Source organism: Calothrix sp. PCC 7507 (assembly GCF_000316575.1).
Lineage (GTDB): Bacteria > Cyanobacteriota > Cyanobacteriia > Cyanobacteriales > Nostocaceae > Fortiea.
This window is the reverse complement of record NC_019682.1, coordinates 6,223,830-6,250,034: the sequence shown is the minus strand read 5'-3', so window position 1 is coordinate 6,250,034 and position 26,205 is coordinate 6,223,830. Positions and strand designations below refer to the sequence as shown.

The 26,205-nt window shown below is 42.8% G+C and carries 26 protein-coding genes and 1 tRNA gene; 11 read left to right on the top strand and 16 right to left on the bottom strand.

From position 1 onward, the window contains the following. Positions 1-52: 52 nt before the first annotated feature. The 4 genes from CAL7507_RS26825 (at position 53) to CAL7507_RS26810 (ending at position 5,919) form a co-directional block, all read left to right on the top strand. The gene (locus CAL7507_RS26825; RefSeq protein WP_015131627.1) at positions 53-901 is read left to right on the top strand and encodes a lysophospholipid acyltransferase family protein; all 849 of its coding nucleotides are present in this window, start codon (positions 53-55) and stop codon (positions 899-901) included. A 20-nt stretch (positions 902-921) separates the two neighbouring features. Then, positions 922-2,895: a DNA cytosine methyltransferase gene (locus CAL7507_RS26820; protein ID WP_015131626.1), complete on the top strand. Its 1,974-nt coding sequence runs from the start codon at positions 922-924 to the stop codon at positions 2,893-2,895. A gap of 9 nt (positions 2,896-2,904) precedes the next feature. Next, entirely contained in the window at positions 2,905-4,236 is a 1,332-nt protein-coding gene (locus tag CAL7507_RS26815) for a hypothetical protein (RefSeq protein ID WP_015131625.1), read from the top strand. 186 nt (positions 4,237-4,422) lie between these two features. Next, positions 4,423-5,919: a catalase gene (locus tag CAL7507_RS26810; protein WP_015131624.1), complete on the top strand. Its 1,497-nt coding sequence runs from the start codon at positions 4,423-4,425 to the stop codon at positions 5,917-5,919. Positions 5,920-6,077: 158 nt separating this feature from the next. Here CAL7507_RS26810 and CAL7507_RS26805 read toward each other — a convergent pair whose 3' ends face one another. The 8 genes from CAL7507_RS26805 to CAL7507_RS26760 form a co-directional block, all read right to left on the bottom strand. Continuing rightward, positions 6,078-6,494, bottom strand: a complete 417-nt coding sequence (locus CAL7507_RS26805) for a hypothetical protein (protein WP_201447863.1) — start codon at positions 6,492-6,494, stop codon at positions 6,078-6,080. A gap of 2 nt (positions 6,495-6,496) precedes the next feature. Further along, on the bottom strand, positions 6,497-6,790 hold the full coding sequence (locus tag CAL7507_RS26800; protein ID WP_015131623.1) for a hypothetical protein: 294 nt from the start codon (positions 6,788-6,790) through the stop codon (positions 6,497-6,499). Between the two features lie 12 nt (positions 6,791-6,802). Continuing rightward, the gene (locus tag CAL7507_RS26795; protein ID WP_015131622.1) at positions 6,803-7,027 is read right to left on the bottom strand and encodes a hypothetical protein; all 225 of its coding nucleotides are present in this window, start codon (positions 7,025-7,027) and stop codon (positions 6,803-6,805) included. Between the two features lie 377 nt (positions 7,028-7,404). After that, on the bottom strand, positions 7,405-7,821 hold the full coding sequence (locus tag CAL7507_RS26785) for a hypothetical protein (RefSeq protein WP_015131620.1): 417 nt from the start codon (positions 7,819-7,821) through the stop codon (positions 7,405-7,407). A gap of 158 nt (positions 7,822-7,979) precedes the next feature. Further along, positions 7,980-8,867 (bottom strand): helix-turn-helix domain-containing protein, encoded by an 888-nt coding sequence (locus tag CAL7507_RS26780; protein WP_015131619.1) that lies wholly within the window; start codon positions 8,865-8,867, stop codon positions 7,980-7,982. 110 nt (positions 8,868-8,977) lie between these two features. Next, entirely contained in the window at positions 8,978-10,270 is a 1,293-nt protein-coding gene (locus CAL7507_RS26775) for a recombinase family protein (RefSeq protein WP_015131618.1), read from the bottom strand. A gap of 37 nt (positions 10,271-10,307) precedes the next feature. Then, positions 10,308-10,667: a VOC family protein gene (locus CAL7507_RS26770; RefSeq protein WP_015131617.1), complete on the bottom strand. Its 360-nt coding sequence runs from the start codon at positions 10,665-10,667 to the stop codon at positions 10,308-10,310. Positions 10,668-11,788: 1,121 nt separating this feature from the next. Further along, positions 11,789-11,860 (bottom strand) — tRNA-Cys (locus CAL7507_RS26760). A gap of 199 nt (positions 11,861-12,059) precedes the next feature. Here CAL7507_RS26760 and bchM point away from each other — a divergent pair. The 3 genes from bchM to CAL7507_RS26745 all read left to right on the top strand — a co-directional run bounded on the left by bchM (position 12,060) and on the right by CAL7507_RS26745 (position 13,805). After that, positions 12,060-12,746: a magnesium protoporphyrin IX methyltransferase gene (gene bchM, locus CAL7507_RS26755; protein ID WP_015131616.1), complete on the top strand. Its 687-nt coding sequence runs from the start codon at positions 12,060-12,062 to the stop codon at positions 12,744-12,746. Between the two features lie 159 nt (positions 12,747-12,905). Continuing rightward, positions 12,906-13,397 (top strand): hypothetical protein, encoded by a 492-nt coding sequence (locus tag CAL7507_RS26750; protein WP_015131615.1) that lies wholly within the window; start codon positions 12,906-12,908, stop codon positions 13,395-13,397. Positions 13,398-13,424: 27 nt separating this feature from the next. Continuing rightward, complete coding sequence (locus CAL7507_RS26745; RefSeq protein ID WP_015131614.1) at positions 13,425-13,805, top strand: DUF423 domain-containing protein; 381 nt, start codon at positions 13,425-13,427, stop codon at positions 13,803-13,805. A gap of 43 nt (positions 13,806-13,848) precedes the next feature. Here CAL7507_RS26745 and CAL7507_RS26740 read toward each other — a convergent pair whose 3' ends face one another. Both CAL7507_RS26740 and CAL7507_RS26735 read right to left on the bottom strand, forming a co-directional pair. Next, positions 13,849-14,601 (bottom strand): DNA polymerase beta superfamily protein, encoded by a 753-nt coding sequence (locus tag CAL7507_RS26740; RefSeq protein ID WP_015131613.1) that lies wholly within the window; start codon positions 14,599-14,601, stop codon positions 13,849-13,851. Between the two features lie 628 nt (positions 14,602-15,229). Beyond that, positions 15,230-15,853, bottom strand: coding sequence for a 4Fe-4S single cluster domain-containing protein (locus tag CAL7507_RS26735; protein ID WP_015131612.1), 624 nt, complete (start codon positions 15,851-15,853; stop codon positions 15,230-15,232). Between the two features lie 159 nt (positions 15,854-16,012). Between CAL7507_RS26735 and CAL7507_RS26730 the strand changes: the two genes are divergently transcribed. From CAL7507_RS26730 to CAL7507_RS26715, 3 genes are all read left to right on the top strand, one after another. Beyond that, entirely contained in the window at positions 16,013-16,228 is a 216-nt protein-coding gene (locus CAL7507_RS26730) for a hypothetical protein (RefSeq protein WP_042341625.1), read from the top strand. Between the two features lie 357 nt (positions 16,229-16,585). After that, a complete protein-coding gene (locus tag CAL7507_RS26720; RefSeq protein ID WP_015131611.1) occupies positions 16,586-16,831 on the top strand; it encodes a hypothetical protein in 246 nt (81 codons plus the stop codon). A 7-nt stretch (positions 16,832-16,838) separates the two neighbouring features. Continuing rightward, positions 16,839-17,849, top strand: coding sequence for a hypothetical protein (locus tag CAL7507_RS26715; RefSeq protein WP_015131610.1), 1,011 nt, complete (start codon positions 16,839-16,841; stop codon positions 17,847-17,849). A 136-nt stretch (positions 17,850-17,985) separates the two neighbouring features. On the opposite strand, the gene glpK is transcribed toward CAL7507_RS26715, so the two are convergent. The 6 genes from glpK to cax all read right to left on the bottom strand — a co-directional run bounded on the left by glpK (position 17,986) and on the right by cax (position 22,913). Further along, positions 17,986-19,512, bottom strand: a complete 1,527-nt coding sequence (gene glpK, locus CAL7507_RS26710) for a glycerol kinase GlpK (protein WP_015131609.1) — start codon at positions 19,510-19,512, stop codon at positions 17,986-17,988. An 80-nt stretch (positions 19,513-19,592) separates the two neighbouring features. Beyond that, the gene (locus CAL7507_RS26705; RefSeq protein WP_015131608.1) at positions 19,593-20,117 is read right to left on the bottom strand and encodes a GNAT family N-acetyltransferase; all 525 of its coding nucleotides are present in this window, start codon (positions 20,115-20,117) and stop codon (positions 19,593-19,595) included. A 217-nt stretch (positions 20,118-20,334) separates the two neighbouring features. Then, entirely contained in the window at positions 20,335-20,883 is a 549-nt protein-coding gene (locus tag CAL7507_RS26700) for a peptidoglycan-binding protein (RefSeq protein ID WP_015131607.1), read from the bottom strand. 377 nt (positions 20,884-21,260) lie between these two features. Further along, positions 21,261-21,491 (bottom strand): peptidoglycan-binding protein, encoded by a 231-nt coding sequence (locus tag CAL7507_RS26695; RefSeq protein ID WP_015131606.1) that lies wholly within the window; start codon positions 21,489-21,491, stop codon positions 21,261-21,263. Between the two features lie 162 nt (positions 21,492-21,653). Continuing rightward, positions 21,654-21,800, bottom strand: a complete 147-nt coding sequence (locus CAL7507_RS32500) for a hypothetical protein (protein WP_160166364.1) — start codon at positions 21,798-21,800, stop codon at positions 21,654-21,656. A gap of 21 nt (positions 21,801-21,821) precedes the next feature. Beyond that, on the bottom strand, positions 21,822-22,913 hold the full coding sequence (gene cax / locus CAL7507_RS26690) for a calcium/proton exchanger (protein ID WP_015131605.1): 1,092 nt from the start codon (positions 22,911-22,913) through the stop codon (positions 21,822-21,824). A gap of 565 nt (positions 22,914-23,478) precedes the next feature. Between cax and CAL7507_RS26685 the strand changes: the two genes are divergently transcribed. Further along, positions 23,479-26,148, top strand: coding sequence for a DUF3536 domain-containing protein (locus tag CAL7507_RS26685; protein WP_015131604.1), 2,670 nt, complete (start codon positions 23,479-23,481; stop codon positions 26,146-26,148). The last annotated feature ends 57 nt before the right edge of the window (positions 26,149-26,205 follow it).

The window sequence follows — 26,205 nt, the reverse complement described above, 5'->3', positions numbered from 1 at the left end:
CCATCAATCTGATTACTGATAACTGCTAACTGATAACTGATAATATTCCTGGATGTCAGATACACAACAACACGAAAAGACAAAACTCGGATGGTCTTTGGATGAGCGAGATCCAAGATTCATTGAATCCATCATGCCGCTATTGGGGTGGTTTTATCACTACTATTTTCGAGTGCAAACTAGCGGCTGGGAGCATGTCTCACCCGATGAAAAAGTCCTCTATGTCGGTTCCCACAATGGGGGTCTGGCGGCTCCTGATATGGTGATGATGATGTATGATTGGTTTCGCCGATTTGGTGTGGAGAAACCCATCTACGGTCTTATGCACCCCACAGCTTGGGAGGTTTTTAGCCCAGTAGCGCAACTAGCCGCTAAAGCTGGAGCAGTCAGAGCGCATCCTAAAATGGCTTATACGGCTTTGAACTCCGGAGCTAGTGTACTCGTCTATCCTGGTGGTGCAGAAGATGTCTTTCGACCTCATTCTTTGCGTAATCAGATATATTTTGCTGGTCGCCAAGGGTTTATCAAGCTAGCGCTGCGCGAAAATATACCAATAGTACCAGTGATTTCCTCCGGCGCTCACGATACTTTATTTGTGCTGGCCGATGCTTACAAAATTGTAGAGCAACTCCATAAATGGGGGATGCCTTGGCTGTTTGGCATTGATCCGGTGGTGTTTCCCATTTATCTAGGATTACCGTGGGGATTAGCATTTGGCCCGTTTCCTAATATCCCCTTACCTGTACCTATCCACACGCGAGTTTGTCCACCGATTAAGTTTGCACGCTACGGACGAGAAGCTGCGGGCGATCGCCAGTATGTTAATGAATGTTATGAATTAGTTGTTACTCAGATGCAGCAAGAGTTAGACCAGTTAGTATTGCTCAATCAACAACATTAAATATCTCAGAGCATAAAACAATGCGCCAATTGTCTCTTGACTTGTCTATTTTTGAAGCAACTAATAAAGATTGGTTTCAGAATATTTTAGCTAAACTGAAGGTAAAACAAGAGACAGGATGGACTGATAATTTTGGTAAATCTCTCCGTAAATGCTTGATACAACAGGGAGTTGCTCCGGTAAAAACGCTTAGTTTATTTTCCGGTGGTGGTGGACTAGACATTGCGTTTCATGATTCTGGATTTCAAATAATTCAGATGGTTGAACTTGAAAATAAGTATGTTCAAACATTATTGAAAAACTCTCTACCGGGAAAATGGCTAGCAGGCTCACAACCTATTTGTACTGATATTAGAAATTATTCACCTGATCCAAATCTCAAAGTCGATTTTGTAATTGGAGGTCCACCATGTCAAACGTTTTCTGCGGCTGGGCGTAGAGCGGCTGGTGTACTGGGAACAACAGATGCTAGAGGAACACTCTTTCAAGAATATGTTCGCATTCTCAAAATACTTCAACCCAAAGGATTTCTTTTTGAGAATGTATATGGAATCACAGGAGCGAATGGAGGAGAAGCTTGGCAAGAAATTCAAGCAGCTTTTCAAGAGGTTGGCTATAAAATCTACTTTCGCATTTTAGATGCAGCTGATTACGGAGTTCCTCAGCATCGAGAACGTTTGTTTATTGTGGGATTAAAGGAAGGAGAGTATTTATTTCCCTACCCTACTCATGGACCTGACTCTCTCGATCAACAGTCTTATTATTCAGCCGCACAAGCTATCAAAGATGCGGCTGTTTCAGATGTTGAAATGGGACTAGGGGGACGATTTGGACATTTGTTGGAACACATTCCGCCTGGACTTAACTACAGTTTTTATACAAAAGAAATGGGTTATCCCCATCCGATTTTTAGTTGGAGATCGAAATTTTCTGACTTTCTTTATAAAGCAGATCCACAAACACCAGTACGCACAATTAAAGCTCAAGGTGGACAATATACTGGACCTTTTAGTTGGGAGAATCGTAGATTTTCTATTGCTGAGTTAAAACGATTACAAACTATTCCTGATGATTATGAACTTGTGGGAAATCAACAAGTTTGTATTGAGCAGATTGGTAATTCAGTTCCCCCTCAACTGGCGAGAATCCTGGCTATCAGTATTTTAGACCAGGTAATGAATGTTAAATTGCCTTTTAATCTAAGCTACCTATCTCAAAGTCATAAATTAGGATTTAGACAACGGAAAAGACAGTTAACCAAGATTTATTCTCAAAAGGCTAAAACAGCAATTGAACATTTATCCAATACAGGTGAGATTTCATCCTTAACTTGTTCTATCCATGAAGACAAGGGAGAAACTATCAGATTTTTATCCAAAGAAAATTTCTCATGGACAAAAGAAGCATCTCCCGAAAGTGTAAAAATTTTCTTAACCTACGATTTAAATAATTCATTTTTGGTAATTTCCGCTAGCACTAATGAAATATGGAAAGAAGAGAATGAATTTGTGATAGATGTATATCCATCTTTTGGTTATGATGAGTGGGTTCTTGGGACACGTTCAGTAAAGCTTTGCGCTAAAGAGCTAGATACACAAATATTTACATCTCTTTGGAAGGCTTTTGAAGAAAAGTTAAATGAGATGACAGGCAAGGCAGATTTAGTACAACTATCTGGTTACTATCAATACAACGCTCGCATTAGCGGAGTCATGAACTTTCATCCTCAACGGGAAGTTGATTCATTTTGGCGCGTGGTTCAATGTATAACAAGGTGTATTGGTACGGCTGCTCAACTTACAACCACAGAATTAGCAAAACAGTGGGGCGTAAAAGAAGAAAATATATTTTTATATCTTCAGTCTTTACGTAATATGGGCTATGAAGTTAGAAGCCACAATACCAACCCCCAAATTTCTATGGGTGAGTATTTAATTCCTTATGCTTTCCCTACACTGAATCCGAAAAGCGTGCAACTTCGCAAGAGTCTCTAACTATATTGTATGAACGAGATACATCTGAAAGTTTATCTTAACAGAAGTGAATTAATTCTTCCTGATGGAACAGTTCAATCCTTTCCAGAAGGAGGGATGAATCAAGCTACTAAAATACGGTATAGAAAAATAGCACAAGAACTCTCTAATAGTTATTTAGAAAAACAGATTTTATATTGTAGAGATCAATCTTCAAACATCGATTTTTCACAACTTACACAAGCACAAAGATATCTTTTTGATAAACTGGTACAGTCAATAACTAGCGAAGTTGGTAGAGCATTAGTTGGTTTGACAATACTACAATTATGTGTCAAATCAATCGAGCCAGAACAAAATATTAGATTGCACAAAGGCAGCGCTAGCAAAAGAGATTTTTCATGGTGTGATGGAATTTCGATGCGTTCTCTTGATAAGCAATACATTACACCCGTTCTACGAAAATATGAGTTACTCAGACTGAATGCAGATGGTTTTATGATGACACGGAGTCTGGCAGAAAACTATCCATATTCATCTGTGTATAAAGCAAATATACGAGGTGCGCGTTCTGAATGGGTAAATATCGTTGAAGCTATAGAGAAAGATCAAATTGTTCCTGAAACAGCATTAAGCTATTTTATTTCACAATTACTGAACCAAGCCGATAACTTTAGAAGGTTGGCTTTGCAGGTTATCGAAAAACTTGACTTATTTCTGGGATCATCATTGATTGATCGAGGAATTGCATTAAGTCTGATTCTGCGTCATATTAATCAGTCTGATTATGCGGCTCGTTTAATGGAAATTTCTATGCATAGCTTGATGCAGGCAATGCAAGATTATCAAATCTTTGATAATAGTCTATTGAAACCTCTTTCACAAATGCGTTCAGCTAATAAAAAACATGGAAATGTTGGTGATATCGAACTTTTAGAAGATAGGCAGATTGTAGAAGCGTGGGATGCAAAGTATGGTAAAGCATATCTACGCGATGAAATTGAAGAATTATCGGAAAAATTAGAAGTGCATCCTGCTGTTAGACGGGCGGGCTTTGTGACAAGCCTTAAACCTGAGCGACTAGATGAATTGAAACCTAGATGTGAAGAGATTGAAGACGCTTACGCAATATCCCTTGAAATCCTTACTTTTGAGAAATGGGTTGAAGAACAGTTTCACCGTACATTAATAGAAGAAACTGCAACAGAGCAAGAACTTGCTGCGGCTTGGCTCAGAGCTTATACAGAATCTTTGGCACAGCAACGTAGAGAAATCGCGCCAATTGACGAGCCGTGCTATCAATGGCTGTTGACACTGAACAACATTCTAATAGAAAATTTACCGAATACTGCAAATCCTTAACGCCAATTTTTAGTATGCGATCGCTTGACTTGTAAGACAGTTGCTACATAGAGTTTCAAAGCACATACCTCAATCATAAAAATATGTTTAACATACTTATTAACTCATACTCGTTATGACTACAATAAAGGCATCTCATCATTAGTATGAGTGTTAGTAACCTTAATCAAAGGAATGATCGTCGGCATGACTGAAGACAAGAAGCTAACGACGGCAACAGGTTCTCCGATTTTTGATAACCAGAATGCAATCACCGCAGGACCCCGTGGCCCCCTGTTGATCCAGGATGTGCAGCTTTTAGAACAGATGCAGCAGTTCAACAGAGAAAGGATTCCAGAACGGGTGGTTCATGCCAAAGGTTCTGGTGCTTATGGGACATTTACCCTCACCCGTGCCATTCCTGAATATACCAAAGCGAAGTTCCTCGCGGAAGCAGGCAAGCAAACAGAGGTATTTTTGCGTTTCTCTACCGTCGCTGGAGAAAAAGGTGCTGCGGATGCAGAACGCGATGTGCGCGGTTTTGCTGTTAAATTCTACACTGAAGAAGGCAACTGGGATTTAGTGGGTAATAACACGCCTGTATTCTTCATCCGCGATCCGCATAAGTTCGCCAATTTCATTCACACGCAAAAGCGCCATCCCCAAACAAACCTGCGGGATGCTAACGCCCAGTGGGATTTTTGGTCATTAAACCCGGAGTCGCTGCACCAGGTGACAATTTTGTTTAGCGATCGCGGTTTACCCGCCAGTTATCGCCACATGAATGGCTATGGTAGCCACACATTATCTTTTGTGAATGCTGCAGGTGAGCGGTTCTGGACTAAATTCCATTTTAAAACTCGTCAGGGTGTCAAGACTTTGACAGGAGAAGAATCGGCTAATTTGATTGGGATTGATCGGGAATCACACCAGCGGGATTTATTTGAAGCGATCGCCAGAGGTGAGTTTCCCAGTTGGACAGTCAAAATCCAAATCATGACTGAAGAACAGGCGAAAACCTTCCAATGGAATCCCTTCGACCTCACAAAGGTTTGGCCTCATACCGACTACCCACTAATAGAAATCGGTATTCTAGAACTAAACCGCAATCCTGAAAACTATTTTGCGGAAGTAGAACAAGCCGCATTTAGCCCTGGTGCGTTTCCCCCCGGTATTGGCCCCAGCCCTGATAAAGTACTACAAGCACGATTAATGTCCTATGCTGATGCACAGCGTTACCGCATCGGCACCAACTACCAGCAATTACCCGTCAATCACCCCCACAGCCCGGTAAATCACTACCAGAGAGACGGTGCTTTGTCAACAGGTTATGGTGGCAGTAGCCCCAATTACTATCCCAACAGCGACAGCAGCACTCCCAAAGAAGCGCCTGAATATCGAGATCCAGGGCTACATCTGGGCGATGTAGTTGCCGATCGCTATGAATCCCGCGATCAAGATGACTACACCCAAGCCGGGAACCTGTGGCGGATTTTTTCAGAAGAAGAGAAGAATCGGACAGCACAGGCGATCGCTGGGGCGCTGAGTGGCGCACAAAAAGATATCCAACTGCGCCAACTACAGCAATTCTTCCGGGCTGATGCAGATTACGGTCAGCGCGTTGCTCAAGCATTAAACATCGAAATTGACCCCAGCCTGCTGCAACAGAACCAACAGGACAATCCACGGCCAGTAAAAGCTTAAATCATTAGTCGCCTGTTTTCTGCGGAGCCAGAAGTCAGAACATAGAATTATCCTGGCTTCTGGCTTCTTCATCAACTTATCAACAATAGGATTGCCATATTTCATCAAGTATTGGAAGGTCAAGCTCTAGCAACGCAGAGTCATATTTGTCTAGAGAATTATTCAGGAAGATTTGAACAGTCATTGAAGTACACGATAAGTGCTTCACCAACAGCTTTTGTAACTCCAGCAGCTACTGCTGATTTTGCTGCCCAGCCAAAGATGGGAACAAAATCAAGGACTGAGTGTGCAACTTTACTACCAATAAGTGGAGCTGCTATTGTAGTAAATACTGCCCCAGCTTGAGTTTTGTCTATATCAACATCAAAAATTGACCCGACTTGGATGACCATTGTCACATCGCCTCCAGTCATTAGATAATGAGAACCTGGAATCCAAGCCACACTTGCAAATCCTAAAGCCCATTTATTAATAGCTGAACGTGCTTGCTCTTTAGCTTCTCTTTTGTTGGATGCTGCCATAAAAATAGCTTTCTTAATCGGTTTTATGGAAAGTTTATACAAGTAATTAAACAAAATTAATTAAGACTTATAAAAAATGATATTTGAGTTGGTAAATAAGAGGATTTTTCCTGCTCTTTTAACTGTTTTTCAAACTCAAACATTCCACCAAATAAAATTCCCATTAAAACAACTCCAGCAACAACAAAAGCCGTAACTCTATATGCTGTATCTCCGTTATCATTTTGTATAGATAAAACGATGATGAAGACTGGTAGTGCTACTAGTAAACCTGCACAAACTCCTGCAATTCCCCATAGAAAAGCAGCCCATAAAATTCCAAAAGCATTGATAGTAGTAAGTAAAAACATATTAAGTTCGATTTACACACGGCTAATGCTGGATACAGTTGCAGAGTTTCCTGTTCGCTCATTGATGATAGTTTTCCAATTTTCATTGCCATCGATGAGGACGCTAACTGTATCTCCATCATCAGCACCAATTTGACTTGTATAGCGAACGTCGTAGAGATTACCTGTAGCAATGCTCTTGACGCGGATATAACAATTACCCCAACTTTTTGTAACGGTAAACGCTTTTCTATTCATCACTGCTTCCTATTTGTTATCCAAATTTGCTATGTTTATACTTTCAGATGTGTAGTGAAAACCAACATATTTAGTGCCTAACAAATTTTGTTTTTGTCCACTTATGACCACATACTTTACAACTACAACTGTACTTGATACTTTTCTTAGGAAAAGTAGGATTATGATCTGGATTAAATACTGGAATTTCCCAACCTTTAATCTTGTCAACTTTTGTGGGGTCTTTGTCAGAAGCTCCACAATTAGGACATTCATTCAGAATATCTACAGAAATAGATTCTTTAATAGAGTTCTTAATTTTGTCCCAAATACCCATAATTTTTACCTAAATTAGTTTTGGCTGAATTGAGTTGCTAATACTTAACTCGGTTGCCTATTTAAAAAATGCTCATAATAGTTTTTGGTGCAGCAATTTCATCAGCAATATGAGCTGCCGAAGGATGCCTGACAGGGGAGCGATGCCCCTCTTTTAGCATCCTGCGGTGTGCCTCATCCCAACCAGGCAGATCAGGCGTTTCTTGTATCCAATGTACGGCTGATGCCTCATCACACCACTCGATCAGTTTCAGCATCGCCTGTCCGTGACTTGCTGCTTGTCTGAACGCATACATGGCTGTTTCACTTTGCCAAGCAGTTCGCGTCCAATATGTGCGATTGGCATCAATCAACAAGCTAATGCCGAGATTACCCGGTGCGCGTTGAGCCTGCCATGTAGAAAGGAGGGTGTAGAAGATGAATGAAGGCAAATAGCGGTGAAACCTCAGACGTAAGCGTGTAATAGCAATCAACGGCATAGTGCGATAAAAGCAACCAAGCAGTTTGCTCGAAGATTGAATATGATTAAATTCAATGGGTTAACCTCAAACACTTGCTAGGGCTGAATAATTCAAATTGTATTAAACTCAACTTGACACAGGCGAATATGTTCTTGTCGAGTATGAACACATTCTTGCTATTGATTGCGAAACTCTCCGGGAGACATTTTAACTAACTTGTAGAAATGACGACTGAGATGAGATGGATTGGCAAAACCACATTCTGCTGCTACTTTAGTAACGCTGTAGTCTGGGCATTTCAGCAATTGTTTAGCGCGTTCTACCCTTCGTCGCAGCACGTATTGATGGGGTTGTATTTGCATGGATTGCTTAAACTGCCGTGCAAAGTAGAATACACTCATTCCGGAAATTTTTGCTAAGTCTTCTAGTTGAATTTTTTCAGTTAAATTCGCCTCAATGTGTTCCAAGACTTTTTTTAGTTGATGGCGTGGCAATCCATCATCATATTCAGAAACATTTGGCTGATTAACTGTCAACTTTGTGAGTAGATGGGTTGCAAGAGCTGTGCCAAAATGTTGCCCATATAAGGAACCAGCTGGGCATCCAGCGGCTAAGTCAGCTTTGAGTGCATTGGTAATAGTCTGAATCACGGGATCAAAAACTTGCCATTGAGGTATAAATTCGATCGCCTGAGAAATGTCTACTTCATTTGCTAGCTGTTCAATAAACCGAGGATCAAATACCACCAATGAGAAGTTTAATGTTTTCTTCCAGGTAATCCACTGGGCTGTTTGCGCTGGACAGAGAAAAACTTCACCCTGACGGATGGGATAAGACAGAAACTTTGTACCGAGACGGCGTTCATGGGGTACTCGTGACCTATTATCCATTACTTCTAGTACGTGAAATGGGATCGCAGGTTCATTGAGTTCTGCACCAGGATGCTGGTAATCAGCAAGAAAAACATGGTTCCAGTTGGCTTGTTGACTTGTTAGCAGTGGTGGGGTGGGGAGGCTTTCAGCTAGCTTTCCTACTGTTGTTACATCTAAAGCGAGTTGCGTCATCCCTGGAGTCCTAGCTTGGTTCGAGGTATAAATTGAACCCAGTTTAATCTAGCGATCGCTCATACCGCAGCTGCTAAGACTGCCTTGTCTCGTGGCTCTAAACCATACTATTAAAAGATAAAAATAACTTGTAATGTCCACTCATTATCTTGGCGAATAATCTCAATTTGCCGAATAAATTCTCGAAAATAAAATCTGCGTTCTGACTCTGATAAATCTAACCAAAATTGGGGAATCGAAACAGCTTGAGCCACAGAACGCAAGTTCACTGGTGGGAGAGTCGCTAGCTTGGCTTGGAGTGCTGAAATTTCCGTGCGGAGTTTGTATGCCCTTAACTTTGCTGTTTCAGTATCTAACACTCCAGTTTCGATTAAAGCAGGTAACTGAGTGAGTATTTCTTGCTGACGGGCGATCGCATCTCCTAAATTATTCTTAATCGCATCCAATTGGGGAAAATTCATCCCAGCTACGGCTAGGGGTAAATCACGACAAACCGTTGTGATTGTCTGTGCTAAAACTTCTTGGTAAGCAATAGCGCGACATTTGGGAAGTTGGGGACAGTTAATAGGACGCAAATAAAGATATTCTTTGTCTTGGTATCGCTGGGTGACACGAGTGACTGTCATGTGTGACTGACACTCAGCACAAACAACCAACCCAGCCAGAGAACGCGGCGCACTTGCAGTCCGGGATGGTAAACGACTATTACGGCGCAAAATTCGGTCAACTTGAGCGGCTTCTTCCTGGGAAATAATGGGTATATGAGTATTGGAAATAATTTCACCATGCTGATAGGCTGTATTCCCCCGATAGACTGGATTAGTCAACCAGCGCCTACCTGTGGTGACAGAGATTTTCTTACCGTATTTTTTTGCCAAGTAACGGACTGCACCCCGCAGCGAACCATAGAGTAAAAATTGTTCAAAAAAATCTTTGACTACCGGGGAAGTACTGCGGTCAATAGTATATTTTCCTTTACCTCGACGATAGCCATAGGGTGGTTTGCCAGGTGGGGGCGAGGCTTCTAAACGGCTGCGGGCATGACCTTGACGGATGCGCCGACTACGTTGCTGGCGTTGAATTTCCTGTAGCAATTTTAGTAATTGGGCGCGGAGATTAGCATTTTCTGAGGTGTAAGGTTGTTCAGTAGCAATCACCATTACACCCATTGCTTCTAGTGTAGTTAGGCGATCGCTCACTTCCTCCACACTATCCCCTAATTCTTCTAAGCGGCGAATTAAGAGATAAACTGCTGCTTCGGTTTGACAATCATTGATTAACTGCTGTAATTCAGACCGCTTCCCCAAATCATGATAAATTCTATCCATCTCCCATCCCCAATTAGTGGGATCAAGAGAGGACTCTAGTAAAGGGTCACTATAAGCGTAAGCAATGATTTTCATTAGTCATTGGTCATTGATAACTTCTCCCTCATCTCCCTCACCCTTGACTCAATTCGACAATATTCCCATCCGGGTCGTGGGTAAAGAAAGCCGCACGACCAGAGGCACTCACTTGGATGAGATAATTTTGATCAAGTAGCTCTTGCTTGGCAATGTCTAAGTCAGCAACAGAGAAAGCAACGTGAGGGTTACGTCCCCATTTTTGATTTTGGTTTTCCGTGAGGACAGAAGACGCAACTATCAGATGAATTTGATAATCACCAACTTGATACCATGCACCAGGATATTTCAGAACGCGGTCTACTTTGGATAATCCTAATACTTTGCCGTAAAAATATTCAGATCGTTCCAAGTCGGTAACAAGAATTGCTGTGTGCAGACTTTGAGTAATTTGCATTGTCTGTAAAAAGCTTTAAACCTATTTAAATTCTGATTCATTTAACCACAGACGATGCAGACAAAGGGCGTTGCATAATTAAAGAATGAACTGTCCTAACTCTGTGTCTACCCATAATACAAATTCACGAAAACGTTGATACAGATAGATTTCTCGTAGGAGCGCGGAGACCGCGCCCTTACCAACGCATCTGTATCAATATACAAGGTTGGGTTGAACGGAGTGAAACCCAACAAAGTCTTGAGGAATGCCCTCGAAACCACAATGAAACATGGTCTGTGTCCAAAATAAATAGACTCATAAGAAAAGGCTACTCAACCATGTACAAGGAGGGATCAACCTCTGAATCGTCGTTTGACTCCCATTCGGCTCGAATTGATAAAGCAATTTCAGCAAAATATGGATCGTCTTTGAAAAAGCCTGCATACTTAATCCAAGGGTTTTCAGAGATTGCTACTTGAGACAGCTTAATTAGAGTTAATTAATAAAGTGATCATAGATAGCCGCATTCAGTACGAAAGCAACTTTATCAGATCTTAGAAGGACTAACCTGTGGTTTTTTAAACTCAGCGTATTTTGCCCATAATTCTCCCAAGTCATATTGGGGGGTAGCTGAAGGACTAATGGGCGTAATTGAGCTAACGGTGCTTAATGATGCTGCTGGTTTGTACTTAGTTAAACTGGCATCAAACTCTCCATAGTCAATATTCACTAAAGCTGATGCCTGAAGTTTTCCTAGAGGCGTATCATAATGCCCTGTTGAAACCGTAGAAGCGCTTGGTTTTTATCTCTCCTGTCGGCGTAGTAATAGGATGAGAAAAAACCAATTGCAGACTACCGTTAGAGGTCTTTATCTGGACTGAACGCCGACGGGCAATATTTTGAGATTTTTGAGGTTCCATGAGGGTAATTAACTGGGGTAAGAACCTTTATCCTTCCACTTTACCCCAATTTTACCCCAGAACTACCTATTGGGGTAAAACCTCTACCTTACATTTTTACCCCAGTTCTTTACCCAAACTACCCAAAATAACCCCAAAAATCTCTGAAGGCTTGAAGAACAAGCCCTTGAACGTCCAATAAAAAGGGCGCGAAAGCCCTGAAATACTTGATTTTCTGAAAGGCGGCACCCGGATTTGAACCGGGGGATGGAGGTTTTGCAGACCTCTGCCTTACCACTTGGCTATGCCGCCGCATCTACGTTCTAGCTTTTTTTTGGCTGCTATGTAACTAGTTTTGTGACTGTTTAGTAGCCAGATTTCACCAGTCAAATAATCATAGCATAGGAGTTTACGGTAGGCGATATTGAGAAAATTCTGTAATCAGAAGCGTTTTTTCAGGTTCCCATCAATGATAAGTTTAAGGATTGGGAACCCTTGAGAACCAAACGTTATGAACGCAGCCGACGATAAAACAATAGTCCGTGAATATTTCAATTCCACAGGGTTTGACCGCTGGCGGCGGATCTACGGCGATGGCGAAGTCAACAAAGTCCAGCTAGATATCCGCACTGGACATCAGCAAACAGTGGATACAGTCATCGGCTGGCTGAAAGCTGATAATAATTTAGCAGAGTTATCGATTTGTGATGCTGGTTGTGGTGTGGGTAGTCTCAGCATTCCCCTAGCTGTAGATGGTGCAAAGGTCTATGCCAGCGATATTTCTGATAAAATGGTGTCGGAAGCTCAGGATAGAGCCTCAAAAACCTTGGGTAATGCCGAAAACCCTACCTTCGCAGTCCAGGATTTGGAATCCTTAACCGGTAATTACCATACTGTCATTTGTCTGGATGTTCTCATCCACTACCCCCAAGACAAAGCAGACGAGATGATTTCTCATCTTTGTTCTTTGTCCCAGTCGCGCCTCATCCTCAGTTTTGCACCCAAGACTTGCGCTTTGACTATACTCAAAAAAATTGGCAGCTTCTTTCCTGGCCCAAGTAAAGCCACTCGCGCCTACCTCCATCGTGAAGCTGATGTGGTCAAAATTCTCGAAAGTAATGGCTTCTGTGTGCAACGACAGTCAATGACTCGGACTCGCTTCTATTTTTCTCGCATCCTTGAGGCTACACGTAGTTGAGGGAGATCAGGGGGATAAGGGAGATAAAGAATCACCCAGTCCCCATTCCCTAAATTTTATAATTTCTTTACAAAAAGAAAGCAATATTTTGGCAATTACTGCAACCTCAGAGCAAGTGAGGTTAAAATCACAAGCAAGGTTCAAATCTGAGGTGGAACTATGAAGACTGCTGAAAAACTAGCTGCAGGTTGGCTACTCACACTCGGATTCATGTTTTTAACATTATCAGTCTCAGCTGCACTAGAAAAAAATAGTATGTTGGAGCCAATCCCCACAGCCATAGAGGAAGAGGACTATGCAAGAGAATATGTGAATAGAGATGCTCTTTCTCTACTTGATACTACTGCTAGACAAAGTCTAATTTTTGGTGTTCCTACTCTCATATTGGGGGGATGGTTAAGCTTAGGATTATATCGTCAGAGTCGGCAAGAGAAAAAAGCGCTAGATCAGCAGGTGAATGAACAGCTGCAATCTATTTTTTATCACATGCTACAAGAAAATAAAGGTCGCATGACTGTTGCTGGCTTTGCAATTAAGTCGCAACTACCTGCAATCACAGCTAGAGAATATTTAGATGAAAAAGCTAAAGAATTCAATGCTAATTTTAAGGTGAGTGAGGATGGTGCTATATCATATCATTTTGAGATTTAACTCTCTACAAATTGACGGTTAGGTCTAATGACGCAGATTTTTTTGAGTATAGCTGCTGTTTTGGGTGGTTTGTCTGTTGCGGCTGGTGCTTTTGCTTCCCATGCTTTACGGGAAAAAATTAGTGAGCGATCGCTAGAAATTTTTGAAACTGGCGCTCGTTATCAAATGTACCACGCTCTTGCACTTTTACTAGTAGCAGTACTACTGAGTCGTAGCGAATCGCCTCCATCTACCCTCATCGCTAGTGGTTGGCTATTTATCATTGGTATTGCCATTTTCTCAGGGAGCTTGTATGCCTTGAGTTTAACTGGTATTAAATCCTTGGGAGCAATTACACCACTCGGAGGAGTAGCATTTCTGGCTGGTTGGGGTGCTTTGGCTATTGCAGCTGGAAGTGGAAAATTTTAAAAAAGTTCAGAGTTAGGAGTGAGAAAGAAACAGGTAATAACTTCTAACTCCTAGTTCTCAACCGCAATAGCAAGTCATGTAACGCTGCCTTCGCCACAGATGCTTCAGGTAATTTACTGGTTTCATAAACCGTTTGCAACTGACTACGCAGTCGCTCATATTCTTGCTGATAAAAAGCCATATCGAAATTTGACAAAATAGACTGTTCTCTATCACTCAGCTTTTGGGCAATTAAATCATGAATGTATGGTAAATTAAAAACCTCATTGAGCTTGATTAAATTAGCTTCAACTACTCCTGTCTGCATAAGGTAAATTCCAGATAACAGCACGCGATAAACATAAAGCAATGGCTTAACTTGATGTGGCTGTTCTTTGGCGAAAAGTTTCCATTGTGTTGCTGCAAAACCAAAATAGTGGTGACTATGATGACGAGTAATACAGCCTTTCGCAATACATTTCAGTTCCTCATGTTCTGGTGTAGTTTTGAGGATTAAAGGCGAATACAGTTGTTCTAAGACATAGCCATTCTTTTTGAGGAGTAATAAGAAGAATTTTTTGATATCATGAGTGACCAAATCTAGTTCTAAAGATGAGTAGCTTTCTGAGATGGCGATAGTTTCAGTCCCAGTATCTAATCCTACTAATTCTCGTACTGGTAAAATATGTACACCGCGCAGATCATAATCAGAATCTGGTGACGGAAAGCCATACAAATGAGAACCGCTGATGGTTGCAAATAAAAGCGGATAAGGCTGTTGGCAAATAATTGTGCTAATAGGGTTGGGGATTTCCATAAACTGATATAGCGGTTCTCTATCGGATGTAACACTTTGGCTGCACTCAGTGACACACAATCGAGGGCGGGGTTTCCCCGCCCCTACAGGCTTGGCGATTTAAAACTGTAACTCACTGAGCTAAAAACCGCTATATTGAGTTGAGAACTAAATGAATGACTTTGCTTCTTTCAATTTTTGAGGCAAATATCCTTCTGGATGGTTATGATAGCTGAGTTTCACTACCATCCCCAAATTTTAGGGGCGAAATTGGCGATATAGGTGTCAACTTAACGTATGATTTATTTCCCGCAAGGAACTGAAGTTCCTTGCTCATAGCAAAAGTCATCTTTAGATAACTATAGTATCGACCAAAATCTTGAGTCTACTTAAGTAGACTTTCGCTATTAGCCTCTTAATTCGTTCCCTGGTGGGTGAAGAGGCCGAGCTTCAAGCTATTTTTTGCTTAAGTTGACACCAATGAATGCGCGATCGCACGAGGGTTCTTAGATCCCAGCAAAAGAAGGGTGTGTTAGACGAAAGTACGGCACCATTTCCAATTCAATCAGAATTGCAGGTTATTAAATTTGCATTCCTTAACGCAGAATGCCCCGATTTTTATCTAGTTATTTACTACTCAAAAAAATCTTTAACTCAACTCCAAAGAACCCTGGTAGCCAGTCACAATGCGGCTACCATCCTTGAGAATGTGAATTTCTATCTGATCGCTAGCCCAGGTAATTTGGTCTTGCAAGGCTGGATTGAGGACATTAACTCGTTGATTTCGAGAAGAAACTGGGGAGTTGGGAGAATGAATGGCGAGAGATTCCACAAACGGCCCGTCAACGAGAATATCCAGTTGTTCTAGTAATTCTTGAGAACCTGGAGGTGCGGATTTAGACTGTAGTTGCTTGAGGGTGAAGCCTGTAAAGGACATGACATTTAAGCCAGCAGCCTTCAGCTTGCGAGCCAGAGAAGCCAAAGCAGATGCTTGCCAAAAGGGTTCACCACCAGAGAAAGTCACACCTGTATTGCGGGGGTTCTTGAGGATATTTTCTGCGAGGGTATCAACAGCAATCAGTTGGTTAATCTCAAATGACCAAGATTCCGGATTAAAACAGCCTGCACACTCACGAGGACAACCCTGCACCCAGACAACTGCACGACAACCAGGTCCGTTGACTTCTGACTCATCAACGTAACCCATGATGTTAAGATGACCAGGGGGAATTTCTGTGAGTGCTAGTGATGGGTTAGTTGGCTGGGTTTCCATCTCTTTAACTCCTTTGAAGCGTTACCTGTTCGTTTACTATAGCTAGCAAAAGCTGAGAGTACATCAGCACTGATAGAGTTCAGGTTTCGACATCCACTCAGAGGTACAGATGATAAGATGTCGCTTGGGTTGTAGCTTGCTTCACCCTAGGGGTACAAAGTGAAACCCAACATTGATCAGAGTTTTGGGTTCCTTGTGAGGTTTAATTGTGCCCACCTACTTACAATTGTTAATGAAAGTAACGAACAAGCTGTCAAGGTGCGTCGTGAAAAAACTCACCGTAAAATAGAACAAACCAAGGCTTCTGATGGTACAGATAAACTGCAAGAGTGTTTAGGAGATTCCCCGAATAAAAATTACCATGTGATTCTGTAGGGGCATACCGCTAAAGCGGAACCCTCAGGGTATGATTGCCCTCCAATTGGTAAAATTATTTTGAGAAATCACTCAGCAAAATTGACTGGTAGTGCGGCTGTTGTCAAGGCGGGTACTGCTAATGAAATAGAAAATAAAGACAAAACCCTGCATGGTTGATCAGCTAGCGACAAAGTCAAGGATAAGCTAGATAAACCGTTTCCTATTGTTGGGAAGCGGTTTTTGAGCAAGTCTCCAGCTGCTTTCAGGGCCACCAAGTCAGTTATTTTTATAAAACTGGCAAGTTGATACACACTGATGCTATTTGATTTGCTTGAATAGCTATATTGATGAGACGAAAATTCGCAACTTGTGATTATGACTAGTAAGTTAATTGATGTTAGGGAATATACTGTCAGGGCGCACAAACGAGAGATTCACACTCGTGTTTTCAACTTTGTCTGTAAGCAGTGCGATGAACCGACAAAGCGCGAGACGTTTGGCCCACGACCATTATATTGTGAGCAATGTCGCCCTCCCCAAGCGCCTAAAAAACCGCAGCAGCAGGCTACAAAAGCCAAACCCCGTCCCATGACTTACAAAACTAATAGTGATTTGGATTGATTGCAGCATGACTTTAAAAGGACAAATAGAAACGCCTCCGGAAACCCTCATCTCGCCACTGTTGGAACTACGAGACTACTATGCTCGCATTACAGAAGAGTACGAACGCCTTTATACACAGGCGCGATCGCAGCTCAATCATGTGGAAGCTTTGTTATCTAACTGGTCCACTTCCGATACTAACCACCAGATTTCCATAGTTGGGGTGACTCGCGAAACACCAACTTCTATCCCTGGAGAGACGCGACTTTCTCTATCGCCTGCAAATATTTCTGATGTTGAATTGGAGTCTACAGCGTCTGCACCTCAAGACTCTCACAACTCGAAAATAGATAATTCGGCATCTGCTACTGATATAAACCAGTACCAAGATGCAAGTACATCTTTAGAGAGCAATGATCACTCTGGCAAGATATTGGATATTCCCATGCTGCCAGAATATCAAGGTCTCACGCGGATGGAAGCGATCAAAAAGCTATTGCAAGAAAATATTGGCACTGTGTGTCATATAGATTTTGTTGTGCGATCGCTCTATGGAGAGTTAGAATCACACGTCTTCAAAGTAGTCAAAGGTAGAGTCCAATCGTCTCTGACACAAGGTAGAGAAAAAAATAACTGGTGTGGTATTCCTGAAGAACCTGGTTGTTACACTCTCGATTTAGGTCTACTCTCTTCCAGTAATGGTAGTAATGGTCATTCTAAGACCGTCAAACCCAAGAAAAAACCTTTAGTATTTCCGAAGACAAAAATAGTACCGATGCTCAGTGCATTTGAAGGTCAATTTTTGATTGATGCTATTTCTTCTCTGTTAAAAAAACATGCGGGGAAAATTTTCACCGTTGCAGAAGTAATCGCCGGACTCTATGGAAATATAGATGCGGAGGAAACTAGAGAAATCAAAAGCAAGGTGCTAAATGAATTATCCAGAGGCTATCGCACAGGCCGATTCTCTAAGATTCCCGACAAAATCGGCTTGTATACCTGGGATGTAAAATTGGCGCTAGCGCAAAAAGTCTGAAGTCTGAAGTCTGAAGTCTGAAATCAAGAAACTTGAAAAGCTTGCTTTTCAGTGTTTTGTTAATGGGTGTTTATTTGCATCGTGGCATACTAGACAAAAGCTCAGGTTGAATCTGATAACTGATAACTGTTAACTGTTAACTGATAACTGTTTCAGTCAGAGTGCGTTTAACTGCTTTTTGCCAAGTGGCGAAGTTTGTCAATGCAGTATGCCTGTCTAGACTAGGCTCAAACACTCGGTCTATTTGCCGTTGCTGTACTAGTGTTGCATAACTATGCCAAAATCCTACGGCTAGTCCTGCCGCAAATGCGGCACCCTGCACAGTTGTGTCGCGGATCGTGGGGCGTTCAACGGGAATTCCTAACACGTCTGCTTGGAACTGCATGAGAAAATTATTCTCGCAAGCACCACCATCTACGGTTAATTGCGCCATTGGAGTGCTAGTAGATGCGTTAATCGCTTGCACCACTTCTGCTACTTGGTAGGCGATCGCTTCCAGAACGGCGCGTACCAGATGCTGTGGTTGTACCCTAGCAGTCAGTCCGAAAAAAGCTCCTCTCGCGCTCATATCCCAGTATGGTGCGCCTAGTCCGCTAAATGCTGGCACAAAGTATACTCCTCCGTTATCTGGGACTTGATTGGCCATAGATTCAGTTTCGGCGGCAGTGGTAATTAATTTGATGCCATCGCGTAACCATTGGATACAAGCACCACTAGTAAACATACTGCCTTCTAGGGCATAGCCGACATCTAACTTACTGCTCTGTTGCTCTTGTGTCCATGCGACTGTCGAAATTAGTTGCTGCTGTGATCGTACAACTTCATTACCAGTGTGAGCCACCAAAAAGCTACCAGTGCCGTAGGTGCATTTCATCAAACCAGGGCGATCGCAGCCATGACCAAACAAAGCCGCTTGCTGATCTCCCAAAATTGCCGTAATTGGGATGCTAGCGCCCAGCACAGCCGCATCTGTGACGCCAAATTTTCCCAGGCTGGGGTGAATCTGGGGCAAGATATGAGCGGGAATCTGGAACAGATCCAGTAAATTCTCATCCCACTCACAGGTCTGGAGATTCATCAACATGGTGCGGCTGGCGTTGCTGTGGTCGGTGGCGTGTACTCGTCCGCCAGTGAGATTCCACAACACCCAAGTATCAATTGTCCCTGCTAAGAGGTGGTGACGGTCAACATCGGGAAACTGATCTAACAACCACCTCAACTTAGTAGCAGAGAAATAGGCATCAATAATTAAACCAGTGCGATCGTAAATCTCTTGGGTATAGCCTTGTGCTTGTAACTGATGACACAAGGGAGCCGTGCGGCGGTCTTGCCAAACGATCGCCCGATGGAGTGGTTTACCTGTAGTTTTGTCCCAAATTAAGCAGGTTTCCCGCTGCACGGTTAATCCCAGAGCGACAATCTCAGTCGGGGAAATTTGAGCATGAGCGATCGCATTTTCCATCAAAGAGCAAGTATCCTGCCAAATTTCTTGCGGGTCATGCTCCAACCATCCAGCCTGTGGATAATACTGTGTGAGTTCTTTATATGCGTTTGCCACAATCTTGCCTTCAGCGTTAAACACAAACGCTCGGTTCCCTGTTGTGCCCAAGTCCAGTGCCAAAATGTAGCCAGATGATTGATTTGTGCTGCCAAGTGTCTGCATAGCTATTCACTAAATAGGGGAATGGGACATGGGGAACAGGAGGTAAGATAACTTTTAGGCAATGACAAATGACCCGACCCTTAAATTAGCTGCCAATCTTCCCGACGCATCCCATAAATTACCGCTTCGCCTCCCATAAATTCCATTTTTCCTGTTAATTTTTCTCCTAATTTCTCCGCAACTCTTCGAGAAGCAACATTCTCAGGACGAATCAAACTAATCACATGAGACTGCTGCAATTCTGCAAAAGCATAGTTTAGTGCTGCTCTGGCCGCTTCTATAGCGAAACCTCGTCTCCAATAAGCTCGCCGCAACGTCCAGCCAATCTCAAATCCAGGCCAGCCGTGCGGTTGATGGCAGCCAATCCTGCCAATCATCTCACCACTTTGGCGTTCCTCCACAGCCCACAGGCCATAGCCCCGCAAATACCAGTGACCAAGTATCATCGCCATATTTCGCCAAGACTCCTCACAAGATAATGGTTTACCCGCACCGATGTAACGCATGACTTCAGGGTCACCACACATTTCGGAGTAGGCATCAAAGTCTTCTTCACGCCATCCACGCAGGATCAGACGTTGGGTTTCTAGTTGCGGAATCTGCATCCTATATTAATTTGTGTTAAACAGGCGACAATAGCCCACCGGATAAACTATGAAGATTTTACTACGGCTACGGGTGAGTCTAAACACCTTAGTGTTGAAGATGCCTACAAAACAAGAGTTTCAAGATTGTAAAGAAAGATGTGACTAATGGATAGACCTACAAGGGAAGGGGTTGAGGTTAGGTTCCGTCGAACTCACGCTAACTAACGACCAATGACTAAATTGTCAATTCTCTCCAGGTTCTCTGACCAACCACTCCATCTGGTAGTAAATCTCGCCGATTTTGAAAGGCTTTGACAGCAGTTTCTGTAAATGGTCCGAAAACCCCATCAACTTGCATCCCATAGCCGTTAGAAATTAACAGCCGTTGCAACACTCTCACAGCAACACCTGAGCTACCAAAGCTCACAACTGGTAGAGGTCGGCTACTAACCCTCTGGAAGCGTATTCTGACTGCTCTACGTCTCGCCGCCACTACACTCTCGGAATCACTAAACTGAGCTAATAAGACGGGGTAACTTGAAGAAGGAAGTTGTTTTCTGATTGTGTTGAGTTTCAGTGCTGATGAGGTGTCCGGGGAACTTCTATCTGTCTGTATGAATTCAGGTGGCGTGATTTGAGCAGTTACCACTAACCGGGGTAAATGACTCTGTATTGAATTCTGCACACCATTTTTGGTATGAAATGGTTGCTTTTCCAGCAAATTAGGCAGAGATGGTTGTCCTGTTTTTAAAACGCCCGTCATGAGCAGGCTAAGTTCACTCATTATAGTTAATTTTACTAACACTCATACTTGTTTTGACAAACCAAATTGCTGTTAGTCCGGAATATTGCATACTGAAAAACGAGATAAAGATATGTATGATTTTGCTGACAAAAATTTTTACTGTGAGCTTTGCTTTCCTCCTCCCCAGGGATTAAGTATGAGGACATAATTAAATATCAAATTAACTCCTGATTAGTGATGCTAGTTCTAGCCATAATAGCAAGGGTTTTAATAACCGAAGCATTGATTATTTTTTTTTATCTATACTTTATATAGGATTTATATTAAATCAGTGAACAGTAGGGTGGGCAGTGCCCACCAAAACCCGGATCTACGTTATTACTGATAACTGATAACTGTTTACTGTTCACTGATAATTACTGTATCAACTCACGCCAGGTGCGAGAACCAACTATTCCATCTGCCAATAAATTGCGCTGGTTTTGAAATGCTTTAACTGCAGTCTCTGTTACAGCACCGAAAGACCCATCAAGTTTTACAGAGTAGCGGTTATTTAATAACAATCGTTGCAAGACTCTAACAGCATCACCTGAATCACCGAAACGTAGATTTGGTAAGGTGGGGTTAGAAGTAGTTCGTGCATTCATAGGCTATATTTGATTAATAGTTATTTCTATAGTTATAAGATCATGTCGCAGAAATTGCCGCTACAATAACTGGTTTTTATGAAATTTTAAAAGTATAAACTAGATGATTTATCAGTAATCAGTGGTATCAGAAAAACAATTAATAAATTGTATGGGCGGGGTTTAAGATCCCTTGACGACAATCAATGTGTCGTAAACATTATTTGCATTGGTATGAGTTAGACCAAAAATCTTTTCGCGCCGTGCCCCTGTGAATTGATGCCAGATCAAAAAGCGATCGCTCTCGGTTAAAATAGCGATCGCCTCCAAAGCAGATTTTTACTAAATAAATTACCCGATGCCATCAATCACGGGATGGAAGTAAAAGGCAAACCCCAATACTGTATAAGCAGCTAATAGTAATGTGCCTTCTAGCCAATTAGACTTACCATCAGAACTAATGCTATTGGCAATTAGCACTGACACAGCTACCGCTACTAATTCAAAAGGCTGGAAATCTAAATCCATCGGCTGACCAAACACCCAGCCTGCTATAACTAATACGGGAGCAACAAATAAAGCAATTTGCATACTCGATCCCACAGCTACAGACAAAGAAAGATCCATCTTATCCTTCATCGCCACTGTGACTGCTGTCGCATGTTCAGCAGCGTTACCAATAATTGGCACAAGAATCACCCCAGTAAACAGTGATGTTAAACCTAGCTGGGATGTGGCTACTTCCAAAGAATCGACCAGCATTTCCGACTCTAGGGCGACAAAAAGAGTACATACGAGCAACACCCCACTCCACAGCCAAAGATTTGGCTTTTCATGTGATGGTTCCTCTGATTCTGATTCTGCCACACCCACATCATATAAATAAGCGTGGGTTTTCATCGAAAATAGTAGCGTCAGCGCGTAGACCAGAATCAATACTACAGCCACCGCCAGGGAAAGATTTTGTACAGTTTGTTGGCTAATGCCGATAGAAGTGTAGTTCATCGCCGTTGGCAACAAAATAGCAATTACTGCCAAATTCATCGACGAAGCATTCACCCGCGCCACAACTGACTGAAATGTTTGTTCTTTGTAGCGTAGTCCCCCCAAAAACATCGAAAGACCCATGACCAATAGTAAGTTGCCGATAATTGATCCCGTGATGCTAGCTTTGACCACATCTACTAGTCCAGCTTGCAGAGCAACTAAGGCAATGATCAATTCTGTAGCATTGCCAAAGGTAGCATTTAATAACCCCCCCAATGATGGCCCGACTACCACAGCAATTTCTTCTGTGGCTGTACCCATCCAAGCGGCTAAAGGTAGAATCGCTAATCCAGCTGTGATGAAAACTATCAATTCTCCCCACTCCAAAAAGTGAGCCGCTAAGGAAACCGGGATAAATAGTAACAAAACGAGAAAAATAGTGTTTTTGACTGACATTGTCTACCTGACTAATGGACACACGTTGCTAGTTAGATATTTGTTAAGGGTCAAGGGTCAAAAGTCAAGAGTCAAGGTTATTGTCTCCCTCATCTCCCCCGACTCCCTGCTCCCTGCTTCCTATCCAACCAGACTCTAGGATACTCTCAACAGTGTGATCGAATGGTTCCGGGATTTTACGGTTTTCATTCAGCCGCAAGATATGTAATATAAGATTGAGATTTACGTAGGTTTTGCAATCTTTTGTTGTAAAACTATCAAATAAAGCCGAAACTTTAACCCAGAAATGCGTTTTAATATATTAAAAGAGAATTAAATTTATTGCTGTATCAACAATAAAACACCTTAAAATAAGGCGTTGTACAACGGCTGATGATTTGATGCCTGTAGGGAAACGGCTGTGCGATAACGCAGATTTCCCGCTTCACTAAAACCGTTTTTTGGGAACTTTGATTTTATTTACTATAGTTGTCGTCAATACCGGATTTTGTGTTCAACCCCTTGTAGATAGGTTTACAGACAAGCTGTTTGGCGCAACTGCAAGTTTTTTTTGGATAAAAATACAATGACTTCTGCTGCTGAACTGCCAGCTAGTTCTGGCTCAACATTCACATCACACCAAGATCTCAAACAGACTCAGGAGAGCGATCGCCTGAGCAATAAGACTGGCGTTTTTGTCACCGTACACGGTCATTTCTACCAGCCACCAAGGGAAAACCCTTATCTGGATGCGATAGAACGCCAACCGAGTGCTACACCTTTCCATGATTGGAATGAGCGCATTCATTGGGAATGCTATCGTCCAAATGCCTTTGCCAGGATCTTAAATGACCGGGGCGAAGTAGTGGGGATCGTGAACAACTACGAGTATATGAGCTTTAATATCGGCCCTACACTGATGTCATGGCTAGAACGCCACGATGTGGAAGTTTATCAGCGGATTTTAGAGGCCGATACCAAGAGTTCTGAACGTTTGCATGGTCATGGGAATGCGATCGCCCAAGTATACAATCACATCATCATGCCCCTGGCTAACGAACGCGATAAATACACCCAAATTCGCTGGGGTGTAGAAGATTTCCGTTCCCGTTTTGGTCGTGATCCCGAAGGTATGTGGTTAGCGGAAACGGCTGTAGACTACGCCACGTTAGAGGCTTTGGTGGCTGAAGGCATTCGCTTCATTATCCTTGCACCATCCCAGTCTCAGCGTTGTCGTCCTTTCCCCACTCAGGATGATCCCCACCCCGAATGGCACGAAGTTGGCGGTAGTCAGATTGATCCCACACGCCCCTATCGTTGTTATTTGCCGGATAGTTATTCGTCAAAAGACAAACCCTATATCGACATCTTCTTCTACGATGGTCCGATCTCGCGGGATATGGGTTTTAGTGATGTTGTTTATAATTCCCATCATTTCGCAGGGCGCGTTGGTGCTGCAGTCCGTGGGGATCATCGCCCAGCACAGTTGATTTCAGTAGCGACAGATGGGGAAACCTTCGGACACCATAAGAAAGGCACCGAAAAAACTTTAGCCTATGCTTTTATTGGCGAGTTTCCCAATCACGGCTGGACAGTGACGAACTTTGCCCACTACCTCAGTTTAAACCCCCCGACCTGGGAAGTGGAAATAAAACCAGTCACAGCCTGGAGTTGCGCCCACGGTGTCGATAGATGGCAGGATGACTGCGGCTGTGGTGGTGAAGGAGGTGTTTGGCATCAAAAATGGCGTCGCCCCTTGCGGGATGCCTTAAATTGGCTGCGGGATCAGCTAACTGAGGTGTATGAAGAATATGGTAAGCAACTTTTTGGCGATCCCTGGCAAGCACGGGATGAGTATATTCAGGTAATCCGCGATCGCTCTCCCGCTAATGTGAGTCGGTTTCTTTCTCGCCATCAAACCCACAAACTCACAGCCGCAGAACAAGTAGACGCTTTACGCCTGCTGGAAATGCAGCGTCATGCTTTATTAATGTTCACCAGCTGCGGTTGGTTTTTTGAAGAAATTTCTCGCCCAGAAGGGACACAGATTCTCCGCTACGCCGCCCGTGCTTTGGAATTGGCGGGAGATGTAGCAGGTGTTCAGTTAGAGAAAGGCTTCGTCAAACATCTGGGTTTAGCACCCAGTAACGTTGATACCTTCAAGCACGGTGGCGAAGTTTATCACCAACAGGTGCTAACTGCCCAAATTGGTTTCCAGCAAGTAGCAGCCCATTACGCTATTACTTCCCTGTTTGCCAATCACAAAACACCTGAAAACCGTAGTTCTGTTACTAGCCAAGATGCTGCTAGCAAACAGCCTCATCCTTATCAAAAGCGAGTTTATTGCTACACCGCCAATGAGTTAGATTACCAACTCCAACGCATGGGATCATTGACTCTGGTGGTAGGCCATTTAAAGCTAGTGTCAGAAATTACCTGGGAAAGTGAACATTTGGTGTTTGCAGTTCTGCATTTGGGAGGCTGGGACTTCCACTGCTGCATTCAAAAATTTTCTGGGCGGCGTGACTACAGCGAAATCAAAGAAAAGCTGTTTACAGCGCTGCAACAGGCTAGTGCGGCTCATACTATCTTGGTGATGACGCAGCTATTTAGAGAAGAAGCTTTCAATTTGCAGGATCTATTTGCGGAAGAACGTCACCGGATCATGCAGTTGTTGAGTCAAGAAACACTGACTCGCTTGAATCAGCTTTATACTCAAGCCTACCGCGATAATTACGGCGTGATTATGGCGTTCCACCGCGATGAACTAACTGTACCCCAAGAATTGCAGGTAGCCGCCGAGATTGCGTTGGGGTATCGCTGTATGATGACGTTGCGATCGCTGGAGCAAGATATCACAGAACCACAAACAAGTTGGAATCACATAGTAGAATTAGAAGCGATCGCCACAGAAGCCAAGCATCTGCGTTGTCGGCTGAATATTCCGGAAGGTAGGCAGATATTGGAACAGTTAATTGTGCGATCAATCTGGCAATTGTTACACGATCCCAACGGCACCGTAGATGCAGATATCCAACGCTTAGAAAAGTTGATTGATGTCGGATATCAACTAAATCTCGGCATTTCCCTGCACCGCTCCCAAGAACTATATTTCAGCGGTTTACACAATCAAATAGCGTCGATGTGTTTCACCACTCTTGATCACGATCAAGATACGAATAAATGTCCTAACTTGTTGAAATTGGGGCAAAAGTTAGCCGTTGATGTGAGTGCGATCGTCAATCAGTTAGTGTAGTAGCTTAGGGAAGCGGTAATCACCACACACTTGCTAAATCTTTTGAGAACGGGGTAA